This is a genomic window from Streptomyces sp. WAC 01529, from assembly GCF_003945545.1.
In the GTDB taxonomy this organism is placed as follows: Bacteria; Actinomycetota; Actinomycetes; order Streptomycetales; family Streptomycetaceae; genus Streptomyces; species Streptomyces anatolicus.
In genome coordinates, this window is the sequence record NZ_CP029617.1 from 7242016 (window position 1) to 7254393 (window position 12378).

Below are 12378 nucleotides of genomic sequence, written 5' to 3' on the forward strand. Positions count from 1 at the left end.
GCGCGTCCGGCGCGCCGCAGACTGGCTTCTGGACGCCGAACCGCCGCCGGAACGTACGGCCCGGCCCGGCCCGCTCGTCCCCGCTGTCAGCGGACCCCGCGGTCCCGCGCCACGCCCGCACAGCCAAGGAGAACCCCGATGACCAGCAATGACCTCGCCACCCTCGCCCAGCAGCTGCGCGTCGACTCGGTCCGCGCCGCGGCCGCCGCCGGCTCCGGGCACCCCACCTCGTCGATGTCCGCCGCCGATCTGATGGCGGTGCTCATGGCCCGCCATCTGCACTACGACTTCGACCGCCCCGACCATCCGGGCAACGACCGCTTCATCCTCTCCAAGGGCCACGCCTCACCGCTGCTCTACGCGACGTACAAGGCGGCGGGCGCGCTCACCGACGACGAACTGCTGACCTTCCGCAAGGAGGGCAGCCGCCTCCAGGGCCACCCGACGCCCCGCGCCCTGCCGTGGGTGGAGGTCGCCACCGGTTCGCTCGGGCAGGGCCTGCCCGTCGGCGTCGGCATGGCCCTCTCGGGCAAGCGGCTCGAACGCATCCCCTACCGCGTCTGGGTGCTCTGCGGCGACAGCGAGCTGGCCGAGGGCTCCGTCTGGGAGGCCGCCGAGCACGCCGGGTACGAGCATCTCGACAACCTCACCGTGGTCGTCGACGTCAACCGCCTCGGCCAGCGCGGCCCCACCCGCCACGAGTGGAACCTGAAGGCCTACGCCGACCGCTTCCGGGCGTTCGACTGGCACGTCGTCGAGACCGACGGGCACGACACCGACGCCATCGACCGCGCATTCCAGGAGGCGGCCTCCACCGCCGGGCAGCCCACCGTCGTCCTCGCCCGCACCCTCAAGGGCAAGGGCGTCGCCTCCGTCGAGAACCGCGAGGGCCTGCACGGCAAGCCGCTGCCGGACGCGGAGTCGGCCATCGAGGAGCTGGGCGGCGTACGCGACGTACGCGTCGAGGTGCGCAAGCCGGCCGCGGCGCGCACCCTGCACGCGGAGCGCGCCGGGCATCTCGAACTGCCGCGCCACGAGGTCGGCGAGGACGTCGCCACCCGTGACGCCTACGGCCAGGCGCTCGCCGCGCTCGGCACGGCGCGCGGCGACGTGGTCGCCCTCGACGGCGAGGTCGGCGACTCGACCCGCACGGAGTACTTCGCCAAGGAACACCCCGACCGCTACTTCGAGTGCTACATCGCCGAGCAGCAACTCGTCGCCTCCGCCGTCGGCATGGCCGCGCGCGGCTGGGTGCCGTACGCGTCGACGTTCGCGGCGTTCCTCACCCGCGCCCACGACTTCGTACGGATGGCGGCGATCAGCGGCGCGGGCATCAACCTCGTCGGCTCCCACGCGGGCGTCGCGATCGGCGAGGACGGCCCCTCCCAGATGGGCCTCGAAGACCTCGCGATGTTCCGCGCGGTGCACGGATCGACGGTCCTGTACCCGTGCGACGCCCACCAGACCGGGCGGCTCATCGCCCAGATGGCCGAACTCGACGGCGTGCGCTATCTGCGTACGTCACGCGGCGCCTCGCCCGTCATCTACGGGCCGGGCGAGGAGTTCCCCATCGGCGGCTCCAAGGTCCTGCGCTCCTCCGACGCCGACCGGCTGACCCTCGTCGCCGCCGGGGTGACCGTCCACGAGGCGCTGTCCGCCGCGGAGTTGCTGGCGGGCGAGGGCATTCCGGTGCGCGTGATCGACCTGTACTCCGTCAAGCCCGTCGACCGCCACACCCTGCGCGAGGCGGCCACGCAGACCGGGTGCCTGGTCACCGTCGAGGACCACCGAGAGGAGGGCGGCCTCGGCGACGCGGTACTCGACGCGTTCACCGACGGCGGCCCGGTGCCGCGCCTGGTCCGGCTCGCGGTACGTACGATGCCGGGCTCGGCGTCCCCCGAGGAGCAACTGCGCGCGGCGGGCATCGACGCCCAGTCGATCGCGGCGGCGGCGCGGCTGCTGGTGGAGGAGGCGGTGGTGCGGTGACCTCGCGGGACGCGTGACGCCGGCCCCGCGCCACCGGCGCCCGGGGGCTCAGCTCCCTCGGCCGAGGTCCTACCGGGCGCCGCCCCGGCGCAGACGCGAGGGGTCACCGTCTCGCCGTCTTGAACCAGGCGTTCGCCGCGGGGCGGAACATCAGGACCACCGCCGTCAGCACCGCCGCCAGATGCAGCACACGGCTCGCGCCGAAGAGGACGTCCACGGCGTTCAGGTCACGGAGCGCGTCCCCGAGCGAGTGACCGGCGGCGAGCCAGCGCGCGGGCTCGATCACCAGGGACAGCGTCCCGAAGACGCCGAGTACCACCGCCAGGGTCAGCCGCGCCCCGTTCCCGCCGCGCCGCATCCGCACCGCGACCAGGACGGCCGCCGAGTACACCGCCACGCGTAGGGCCAGGCCACCCGCGAGGCCGCCGAGGGACGCCTCGCCGTCGGCCACCGCCCCGATCACCGCGAGCACCGTCTCGAAGACGCCCGCGGCGACCGCGGTGAGCCAGAGCGCGAAGGCCGCCCTGACGGGGGCGGGGGCCGACGGGCCGTCCGCCCCCGTGAGCATGCGGGGCAGCGGCGCCGGACGCCGGGAGCGAGGGTGCGGACGGGGGCGGGACGGCGTGGGATGTGAATCGGAACGTACGTCGCAGTCGTGCGTCATGGCAGGCCTCGCTCAGATTCATGGATGGGGGAGCGTCGCGGATGCGGAACGGCCGGTGGTCGACCGGTGCCTCGATCCTCCCGGCCGGATCGCCGCTGGACACGCCCGCCGTCCCCCGCCTTTCGGGTGGTGCCAGCCACCCCTCCCGACCAGGGTGAACACCACCGTGCCCGGGCGGCTACGGCGACTAGCGGGGCGGTCCACGGGTACCCGAGGGGTCCGTCCGACCCCGAGGGAACCGAGCGGAAGGAAACGCCGATGAGCGACGTACGGACGGTGCGGGCGGGCCGCCGCACCGTGGAACTGCACCGGCCGGAGAAGGTCCTCTTCCCGGCCGGTGACGGCGACGGCAGCGGCAAGGAGCGGAGCGAAGGCGCGGCCGAGGCGCATACGAAAGCCGAGGGCCATGCGGAAGCCAAGGCCTACACGAAAGCGGACCTCTTCGACTACTACCGGTCCGTCGCCCCCTTCATGCTGCCCCACCTGCGCGGCCGCCCCCTCATGCTGGAGCGCCACCCGGACGGCCTCGACGGCCCCCGCTTCATGCAGAAGGACACCCCGGACCACTACCCGGACTGGATCACCCGCGCCGAGGTCGCCAAGCAGGACGGCACCGTCACGCACACCGTGTGCGACGACACGGCGACCCTGCTCTTCCTCGCCGACCAGGCGTGCCTGACCCTGCACCGCTGGCTCTCCCGCACCGGCAGAACCGACCGACCCGACCGGCTGGTCTTCGACCTCGACCCGGCGAAGGACGACTTCGGCGCCGTACGGGACGCGGCCCGGCTCCTCGGTGAACTCCTCGACCACATGAGCCTGCCGTCCGCCCTGATGACGACCGGCTCACGCGGACTGCACGTCGTCGTGCCCCTCAACGGCAACCACGACTTCGACGACGTGCGCGACTTCGCCAAGGACGTCGCCGACACGCTCGCCGCGGCGCATCCCGAGAGGTTCACCACAGCCGCCCGCAAGGAGGCCCGCGGCGACCGGCTCTACCTCGACGTGCAGCGCAACGGGTACGCGCAGACAGCGGTGGCCCCCTTCTCCGTGCGGGCCGCGCCCGGCGCCCCGGTGGCCGTCCCGCTTGCCTGGGAACAGCTGGACGACCCCGCGGTGCACGCCCGCCGCTGGACCATCGAGGACGCCGTCGAACAGGCCCGCACCGACCCATGGGCCGGCGTCCTGCGCAACGGACGCGCCCTTGGACCGGCCCGCCGCAAGCTGCGCGCCCTGCGCGGCTGAGGCGAGGTTTGGCCAAGGGACACCGGGACACACGTATCGGGAGGTGGACATGGCCAATACGTCACGTAAGACCACAGACTCCAAGACAACGGACACCGAGCAGAAGGAGCAGCCGGGCCCCATGGCGGTCCTGCGGGCCGCGCAGACCCAGCTCGCCGAGCTGACCGGCATGACAGCCGAAGCGGTGTCGTCCTTCGAACGCACCGAGGAGGGATGGCTGCTGGAGATCGAGGTGCTCGAGCTGGCCCGTGTCCCCGACACGATGAGCCTGCTGGCGAGCTACGAGGTCCGGCTCGACCCCCAGGGCGAGCTGACCGGATACCGGCGGATGCGCCGCTACGAACGCGGACGTTCGGACCCGCACAACAAGTAGAGCCGCACAGAAGAACCACGCTCCACAGCAAGCAAGGGAAGCAAGACAGACAAGGCAGCCAAAGCAAGGAGGCTCAGTCGGCATGACCGTAGTCCCGGCACAACAGTCCGGCGGCGGAGGCGGCACCAGTGGCCTGTACGACGTCGTGGAACTCATCCTCGACCGAGGACTCGTCATCGACGCCTTCATCCGCGTCTCACTCGTCGGTATCGAGATCCTGAAGGTCGACGTCCGTGTCGTCGTCGCGAGCGTCGACACCTATCTGCGGTTCGCCGAGGCGTGCAACCGCCTAGACCTGGAGACCGGACAGAAGAAGGACCCCGGCGTGCCCGACCTCTTGGGCGAGATCACCGAGTCCGGCGCCAAGGGCAAGTCCAAGGGCGCCCTCTCCGGAGCCGCCGAGACCATATCGGACGCCTTCAAGCAGTCCCGTGAGGAAGGCGAGCGCCAGAGCGAGGAGCGCCCGCGGGCCCGGCGCTCCACGACGTCCCGCCGGAAGGAGGAGAAGGAGTGACCACCTACGTCTACGGCATCGCGAGCAGCTCCCACCCGTCCCTGCCGGACGGCATGGAGGGCATAGGGAAGCCGGCGTGCGCCGTGCGCATCCTGAAGCAGGGTGAACTCGCCGCGATCGTCAGCGATGCCCCCGAGGACCTCAAGCCCAAGCGGCGCGACCTGCTCGCGCACCAGAACGTGCTGTCGGAGGCGGGCGCCGCGGGCTCCGTGCTGCCGATGCGCTTCGGCAGTCTCGCCCCGGACGACGAGACCGTCGTATCCGTACTGGGGGAGCGCGCCGACCACTACACGGAACGCCTGCGCACCCTCGACGGCAAGGTCGAGTACAACGTGAAGGCCTCCCACAACGAACAGGCCGTGCTGCACCAGGTCCTCGCGGAGAACCCGGAGCTGCGCGCCATGGTGGAGGCCAACCAGCGCCAGGGCGGCGGCAGCCACGAGCAGAAGCTGCAGCTCGGTGAGGCGGTCACCTCCGCGGTGCGGGCCCGGGAGGCGAGCGACGCCGTCGAGGTGCGGCGCGCGCTGGAACCGACGGCCGAATCGGTCGCCGAGGGGCCCGAGGGCACCGGCTGGCTCGCCAACATCTCGTTCCTGGTGAGCCGCAAGTCCGCCGAGGGCTTCGTCGCCGCGGTGGAGGAACTGCGCACCACCCAGCCGCACCTGGAACTCAAGGTGCACGGTCCGCTGCCCCCGTACAGCTTCGTCGACCCGGGACCCGCCGAACCGGCGGCGTGACGGGATGGGACTGATCGGCGAACTGCTCCTGCTGCCACTGGCCCCGGCCCGTGGCTCCCTCTGGGTGCTGAACCAAGTGGTCGACGAGGCGGAGCGGCAGTACTACGACCCCTCGGCCATCCGTCGTGAGCTCGCCCGCCTCGAGGAGCGCCTGGAGGCGGGCGAGATCGACGAGGACGAGTTCGAGCGGGCCGAGGACGAACTCCTCGACCGGCTGCAGCACAGCACAGGACAGGACTTCAGACAATGAACCGACTGGCAATGGGCCTTGCCGTGGGCGCGGGATACGTGCTCGGCCGCACGAAGAAGGCGAAGTTCGCGTTCGCCGTCGGCACGATGGTCGCGGGCAAGAAGCTGAACCTGAGCCCGAAGGCGCTGGGGTCGCTCGTGACCCAGCAGCTGGAGAACAACCCGCAGTTCAAGGAGATAGGCGACCAGCTGCGCGAGGATCTGCGGGGCGTGGGCAAGGCCGCTACCGGCTCGCTCCTCAACCGGCAGCTCGAAGGCCTCGCCGACCGCCTGCACGACCGCACCCTCGACGTCCAGGACCGCATCTCCGGCGTGGTGCCGGACGAGGTCAAGGGCGCCGACAGGGATGACGAGGAGGCGGTGGAGGCCGAGGACGCCAAGAGCGCCGACTCCGAGGACGAGGACCAGCCGGCCGGGCGGCGCAAGAAGGCGGCGGCCAAGAGGCCGTCCGCCCCGAAGTCCGGCTCCAGGTCGCAGTCCCGGTCCGGCTCCCGGTCGGAGGGGAAGACGGACACGGAGTCCGAGCCCAAGACGGCCGCGAAGAAGACCGCGGCGAAGAAGAGCACCGCCCGCAAGACCGCCCAGAAGAAGTCGGCTTCCGCGGCGCGCGGCACCGCCCGCAAGACGGCATCGGCGGCCCGCACGGGCGGCCGGGCGAAGGGAGGCGACCGTGGCTGAGTCACCGCTGAGCAACATCACGCGAAGCCCCGCCGCCGACCGTCTGAAGGAAGAGGCGCAGGCCTACCTCATGGCGCAGGTCGAGCGCATGCTCGTAGGCGTGGGCCACCGCCTCGGCGACGCCACCGTGAAGCTGAACGACATCGCGGACGGCAAGAGCCCCGGCTTCGGCAAGCTCGCGCTGAACGCGGGCAAGAAGGTCGCCGAGGGCAAGGGCCCGGTGCGCAGCGCGCTGGAACTGGGCGGAGGCCACCTCAAGGACAAGGTCACCGATGCTGTCAAGGGCATCGGCGGCGGCAAGCGCAAGAAGGGCGGCGCGGGCCAGAAGCCCACGGTCATCCTGGAGTACGTCGACGTCGGCGTCCCGGTCCGCGAGGCGTACGACCAGTGGACCCAGTACCAGGAGTTCTCCACTTTCGCGAAGGGTGTCCAGGACGCCACCGCCGCGAGCGACACGGACACCGACTGGAAGCTCAAGGTCTTCTGGTCCAAGCGCAGTTGGAAGGCGCACACCACCGAGCAGGTGCCGGACCAGCGGATCACCTGGACGTCGGAGGGAGCCAAGGGGGCGGCCAAGGGCGCCGTCACCTTCCACCCGCTCGCGGAGAACCTCACCCGGGTCCTGCTGGTCATCGAGTACTACCCGAAGGGCCTCTTCGAGAAGACCGGCAACATCTGGCGCGCCCAGGGCCGCAGGGCACGCCTGGACCTCAAGAACTTCGCCCGGCACATCACGCTGCGCGGCGAGGCGAGCGACGGCTGGCGCGGCGAGATCCGCGACGGCGAGGTCGTCCGCAGCCACGAGGACGCCGTGGCCGAGGAGGAGGACGAGCGCTCCGAGGACGAGCACGCCGAGGACGAGCGCCTGGAGGACGAGTACGAGGAGCAGGACGAGCCCGAGGACGAGTACGACGAGGAGGAAGACGCCCGCGAGGACGAGCCGGCGGCGGAGTACGAGGACGAGGACGAGCCCGAGGAAGAGGTCGACGAGGAGACCGAGGGCGAGCCCGAGGACGAGTACGACGACCTCGACGAAGACGCCGAGGCCGAAGACGAGGTTGACGACGAGGCCGAGGCCGAGGCTGACGACGAGGTCGCCGCCGAGGACGATGACGACGTCGACGAGGTCGATGAAGAGGCCGACGCCGACGAGGAGAAGCGGCGCGAGTACGCCGAGTCGGCCGACGGCGGCCGGGGCAGCCGATGACGGGCTCCCCGAGCGGCGGTCTGCCCGGCCCCTACGGCAACAGCAGTGGAGGGGCCAACCTCGCGGACATCCTCGAACGCGTCCTGGACAAGGGCATCGTCATCGCCGGCGACATCAAGATCAACCTGCTCGACATCGAACTGCTCACCATCAAACTGCGCCTGATCGTCGCGTCGGTGGACAAGGCCAAGGAGATGGGTATCGACTGGTGGGAACAGGACCCGGCGCTCTCGTCCGGAGCGCGCCACAAGGAGCTCTCCCAGGAGAACGCCGAGCTGAGGCGGCGGCTGGAGGAACTGGAGTCCCAGGGGGTCCTGGAACCCGCCGAGAAGGAGTCACGTGAGCCTCGCAAGTGAGGAACTGCGTTACGTCTACGCGGTCTGCCGTCCGCTGGACGCACCGCTCGCCGCCGACCTGACCGGGGTCGGCGGCGTGCCGCCCCGGCAGCTCGCCCACGAGGGCCTCATCGCCCTCGTGGGCCCGGTGCCGGAGCGGGACTTCGCGGAGGAGCCGCTGCGCAGGCATCTGGAGGACCTGGACTGGCTCTCCGACACGGCCCGCGCGCACCAGCGGGTGATCTCCGCGCTCACCAGCGTCACCTGCCCGCTGCCGCTGCGGCTCGCCACCGTCTTCCGGGACGACAGCGGTGTGCGCGCCATGCTGGAGGAGGGCGCGGACCGCTTCCGCCGGGTCCTCGACCGGATCGACGGGTGCGTGGAGTGGGGCGTCAAGGTCCATCTGGAGAGCGAGGAGTCGCGGGAGCGGCCCGCCGAGGCGCCGACGCAGGACAAGCCGCGTTCGGGACGCGACTATCTGCGCCAGCGACGCAGCCGACAGACGGCCCAGGACGAGAGCTGGCAGCGGGCCGAGGTTTTCGCCCAGGCCCTGCACGAGAAGCTGTCGCGGCGCTCCGACGACTCCCGGCTGCACGCCCCGCAGAACTCGTCCCTCTCCAAGGCGCCCGGGCGGAACATCCTCAACGCCGCCTACCTGGTGCCCCGCGCGCACTCGGAGGAGTTCGTCGAACTCGTCGACGGCACCAAGGACGAGGGGCAGGAGTCGTCCGGCCTGCGGGTGGAGCTGACGGGCCCCTGGGCGGCCTACTCCTTCACCGCCGACGACCCGGGCACCGAGGGCACGAGGGCCGACGGCACCGACACCGGCACCGGCGCCGACCAGACGGAGCGCTCGCGATGACAGTCGTGGAGCGCCGCGAAATAGCCCTGGTCGACCTGCTCGACCGCCTTCTCGCGGGCGGGGTCGTCATCAAGGGGGACATCACGCTGCGGATCGCGGATGTCGACCTCGTACGCATCGACCTGAACGCCCTGATCAGCTCGGTGAACGAGCAAGTGCCCTCACCGTGGCCGGAATTGGAGTGACCCATGGAGCCCAGTGAACCCGCTGAGCCCAGTGACCTCGCGGCGGACAAGGGCCGCGGCGACCGCAAGCGCATGGACCTCGACCCGGACACCGTGGAGCGGGACCTGGTGAAGCTGGTCCTGACCATCATCGAGCTGCTCCGGCAGCTCATGGAGCGCCAGGCGGTGCGCCGTTTCGACACCGGCGACCTGACCGAGGACCAGGAGGAGCGGATCGGGCTGACGCTGATGCTCCTGGAGGACCGGATGGCCGAGCTGCGTGACCGGTACGGGCTGCGGGCCGAGGACCTGAACCTGGACCTCGGCCCGCTGGGCCCTCTGCTGCCGAGGGAGTAGCGGCCGACTGACCTCAACCGGCTTACCCGCAAGAGGGGTTGTGCGAGACACTCCCTGAGATGGATGAGCTGACGGGCACGGTAGCCGACGCGGAGGACGGCGCGGCCGACGACGCGGAGGACGGCGGGGCGCGCCCGGAGCTGGGGCGGCACCGCCGGACCTACCGCCCCCGGCGCGCGACGCCCTCCGCGTACGCGCTGCTCCTGCTGGCCCTGACCCCCGTAGCGGCCCTGGCCTGCCTCGCGACGGTTCTCATCGGCGCGATCTTCGACTGGGCGGGCGGCCTTACGCCCGCCGTGGTCGGCGGGTTCGCGCTCCTGTGTCCGTTCGCCGTCCGGGTGTGGTGGCGTCGGCGGCACACGAGAGTGGAGTTCCGCCTCTACGACGAGGGTCTCGTCGCGATCGCGGCCGACGGTACGGAAGCGGTCTACCTCTGGCGGACGGTCGCCCTCTACACGGACAGCGCGAACCGCTACAAGCTGTGCGGCCCCGAGGGGACGGTCGTCACGCTCGGGGCGGCGCGCCGCGGCGTCGCACTCGGCGGGGAGAGGATCAGGGGCCTGCGCACCCGGACGGTGATCAGGGGCGCCCAGCTCCCTCAGGAGGAGGAGTGGGGCCCGGCGATCCGGCAGCGGATCCGGGACGCGCAGCTGGCCGCGGCCGCCGAAACGGTGCGGGGCGGGGGTGAAGTGCCGTTCGGGGACCTCGTGTTGAGCCGGGAGGGCCTGACCGTACGGCGCAGGCGCGGCCGGGACGACTTCACCGCCTGGGCGGACGTCGTCACGCTCTCCCTCACGGCTGAGGGCGATCTCGTGATCACCTCGCGCGGCAGCGACTTCCCGACGTATTTCGTGCGGCCCAGGTACCGGATACCCAATCTGGAGATCTTCCTCGACATCGCCCGTCGGCTGCACGCGCGCGGCTCGCGGGCCGCGGCCACCCCGGCCGCACCCACTCCAGAGCCCCCGACGCCGCCCGACCCCGCCTTGTCCGATCCCGCCCCGTCCGACCCCGCCCCGCCCGACCCCGCACCGGCCGCAGGCGATGACCGGGAGCCGCTGATCGAGGTGCCGGAACTCCTCGCCCTGTACGTCACCTTCGGGGTGGGCGCCTGGGCGGCCTGGAACCTGGGCACCGGGCACGAGATCGACGGGCCGGGATCCGCGCTCCTCGCCGCCGTCAGGGCCGCCCTCGGCGGAATCATCGGGGCGGTCGCGGGCGTCGGCCTCGCGGCAGCCGTCATGGCCACGCCGGAAATAGTGGGCGGGCTGATCGTCGAGCCCGTGATCCGCTGGTTCCGGCACCGCCGGTACGTCGCCGCGGCCGTCCTCGCGCTCTGCGCGGTCGTCCCGCCGGTGGCCCTGCTCCTCGTCGTGTTCCGCGCGTTCCCCTCTCGTCTCGTCCCGCTGGTGGTGCTGCTGTTCTTCGGCGGCTGGACGCTGCTGCTCGCCGTGAAGCGGTGCGGTGTGTCCGAACGCCTGATCGTGCGGCACCTGCCGGACCTCCCCGGTGTGTGCCTCGCCTACCTCGCCGTCGAGCAGCTCGTCTCCGGCGACGTACTGACCCTCGCGCCGGCCGCCGGATTCTTCTTCCCGCTCGCCCTCTGGCTCTCCTGCCGCGGCTGGCGGAAGCTGAAGGACTCGACGCGGCCGACGGTGCAGGCGGCGGCCGACATCGTCCTGTCCGTGCAACTCGGCCTGGTGCTGAGCGTGTTCATGGTCTGGCTGGCCAACGTGCTGTCGTTCACCCCGCCCCAAGTCGACGTGGTGCGCGGCGCGGTGGAGAGGATCCAAGGGCTGACCGAGGTGCACTGGCTGTACTGGTTGGCGGTCTACACCGTGCTCGCGCTCGGCAGTTACGCGGTCCTGCGCTGGCCGGACCGCGTCGCGCGGGCCAGGGGGCGCTTGCGCCCGGCGCGCTTCAGCGAGTCCCGGCTGCCGCTCGGCATGACCGCCAACTTCGCACGGCGGTCCCTGTCGGGGATCAACGTCGGCATCATGGTCGCCCTGCTGTTCCTCGTCGCCCTGGTCCCCGTCTCCGAGGGCGCGTGGAAGAGGCCGGTGGCCGAGAGGTACGCGCTCGAAGTCCAGCGACGGCAGTACGCCGAGGGCGCCACGGCCGCGTACAAGGAGATCCATCAGCAGGTCACGGCGCACCCCCGGTCCGCCGCCCGCCTGAGAGACGTGATTCTCGCCGTGCACCGGGCCGCCCCCTCGCCACCCGGGGAGCCCGTGAACCCGGCGGCGCTGGACATCGCCCGGCAGGTCGGCCGCTACCAGGCCGCCACACTCGGTGTCGACGACCCGGCTCCACCACCCGGCCAGGACCCCGCACCGCAACCCGACGAGGACCCGGCCCCACCACCCGACCCGGCCCCGGCCCCGGACGCCGACGACCTCGACGGGCGGCTCGATCAGCTCGACGAGACCCAACGGCGCACCGCGGAGCGGGAGCAGCAGGCCGACCGGTTCGCGGAGCTCTCCTCCCTGGCGATCACCCGCACCTTCGACGCCCTCGACCTCGGCGACAACCAGGCCGTACAACTCGTCAAGGAGTATCTCGGCGGGCTGGTGGAGGACGGACCGGTGAAGAAGATCTTCCACCGGTGGGGCGAAGGCATCGGCCGCCCCTCGCCCGACGGGGACCGACCCCCGCCCGATGGCGACCAGCCCCCGCCCGACGGAGACCAGCCCCCGCCCGACGGCGGCCGCCTCCTGCGCATCGACGTCCGCCACCTGACGGCGGTGGCCTACGAACGCACCCACGCGGCAGTCGCACGCGCCGACGCGGGCCTGCTCATCTTCTACGGCCGGTTCGGCATCGGCGTCCCCGCCGAGGAGACCTCGCTGAGGCCCGCGGTCGATCTGGCGAACCAGCACCGGTACCTGCGCCAGGGCACCGGCCCCTGCTCCGGCTGTGTCGGCTCCACGACCGGCGGTTCCGGCACGGGCGGAGGCGGAGGCGGCGGGCGCCGCTGAGCGCCCGCCGGGCCCGCGGCGGGACG

General features: G+C 71.9%; 14 protein-coding genes. 13 read left to right on the forward strand and 1 reads right to left on the reverse strand.

What is annotated here, in order from left to right; all coding sequences use genetic code 11:
• Positions 1-138 precede the first annotated feature (138 nt).
• Positions 139-1986: a transketolase gene (locus DMA15_RS32165; RefSeq protein WP_125516200.1), complete on the forward strand. Its 1848-nt coding sequence runs from the start codon at positions 139-141 to the stop codon at positions 1984-1986.
• Between the two features lie 103 nt (positions 1987-2089).
• On the opposite strand, the gene DMA15_RS32170 is transcribed toward DMA15_RS32165, so the two are convergent.
• On the reverse strand, positions 2090-2554 hold the full coding sequence (locus tag DMA15_RS32170; protein WP_125516201.1) for a hypothetical protein: 465 nt from the start codon (positions 2552-2554) through the stop codon (positions 2090-2092).
• Between the two features lie 354 nt (positions 2555-2908).
• Between DMA15_RS32170 and ligD the strand changes: the two genes are divergently transcribed.
• The 12 genes from ligD to DMA15_RS32225 all read left to right on the forward strand — a co-directional run bounded on the left by ligD (position 2909) and on the right by DMA15_RS32225 (position 12352).
• Positions 2909-3898: a non-homologous end-joining DNA ligase gene (gene ligD, locus DMA15_RS32175; protein ID WP_125516202.1), complete on the forward strand. Its 990-nt coding sequence runs from the start codon at positions 2909-2911 to the stop codon at positions 3896-3898.
• Positions 3899-3947: 49 nt separating this feature from the next.
• Entirely contained in the window at positions 3948-4271 is a 324-nt protein-coding gene (locus tag DMA15_RS32180) for a gas vesicle protein (protein ID WP_125516203.1), read from the forward strand.
• An 82-nt stretch (positions 4272-4353) separates the two neighbouring features.
• A complete protein-coding gene (gvpJ, locus tag DMA15_RS32185) occupies positions 4354-4785 on the forward strand; it encodes a gas vesicle protein GvpJ (protein ID WP_125516204.1) in 432 nt (143 codons plus the stop codon).
• Entirely contained in the window at positions 4782-5522 is a 741-nt protein-coding gene (locus DMA15_RS32190; RefSeq protein ID WP_125516205.1) for a GvpL/GvpF family gas vesicle protein, read from the forward strand. Before gvpJ ends, DMA15_RS32190 begins: the two co-directional genes overlap by 4 nt.
• A gap of 4 nt (positions 5523-5526) precedes the next feature.
• Complete coding sequence (locus DMA15_RS32195; RefSeq protein ID WP_125516206.1) at positions 5527-5772, forward strand: gas vesicle protein GvpG; 246 nt, start codon at positions 5527-5529, stop codon at positions 5770-5772.
• A complete protein-coding gene (locus DMA15_RS37745) occupies positions 5769-6449 on the forward strand; it encodes a DNA primase (RefSeq protein WP_240660062.1) in 681 nt (226 codons plus the stop codon). Before DMA15_RS32195 ends, DMA15_RS37745 begins: the two co-directional genes overlap by 4 nt.
• On the forward strand, positions 6442-7656 hold the full coding sequence (locus tag DMA15_RS32200) for an SRPBCC family protein (protein WP_240660063.1): 1215 nt from the start codon (positions 6442-6444) through the stop codon (positions 7654-7656). Before DMA15_RS37745 ends, DMA15_RS32200 begins: the two co-directional genes overlap by 8 nt.
• Positions 7653-8012 carry a gas vesicle protein gene (locus DMA15_RS32205; protein WP_125516208.1) on the forward strand — a complete coding sequence of 120 codons (360 nt, stop codon included), beginning with the start codon at positions 7653-7655 and terminating at the stop codon, positions 8010-8012. The genes DMA15_RS32200 and DMA15_RS32205 overlap by 4 nt, the downstream gene beginning before the upstream one ends.
• Positions 7996-8853 (forward strand): GvpL/GvpF family gas vesicle protein, encoded by an 858-nt coding sequence (locus tag DMA15_RS32210; protein WP_240660064.1) that lies wholly within the window; start codon positions 7996-7998, stop codon positions 8851-8853. Before DMA15_RS32205 ends, DMA15_RS32210 begins: the two co-directional genes overlap by 17 nt.
• Positions 8850-9038 carry a gas vesicle protein gene (locus DMA15_RS32215; RefSeq protein WP_030789793.1) on the forward strand — a complete coding sequence of 63 codons (189 nt, stop codon included), beginning with the start codon at positions 8850-8852 and terminating at the stop codon, positions 9036-9038. Before DMA15_RS32210 ends, DMA15_RS32215 begins: the two co-directional genes overlap by 4 nt.
• 72 nt (positions 9039-9110) lie before the next feature.
• Positions 9111-9374 (forward strand): gas vesicle protein K, encoded by a 264-nt coding sequence (locus DMA15_RS32220; RefSeq protein WP_240660310.1) that lies wholly within the window; start codon positions 9111-9113, stop codon positions 9372-9374.
• Positions 9375-9433: 59 nt separating this feature from the next.
• Positions 9434-12352, forward strand: coding sequence for a hypothetical protein (locus DMA15_RS32225; protein ID WP_125516210.1), 2919 nt, complete (start codon positions 9434-9436; stop codon positions 12350-12352).
• The last annotated feature ends 26 nt before the right edge of the window (positions 12353-12378 follow it).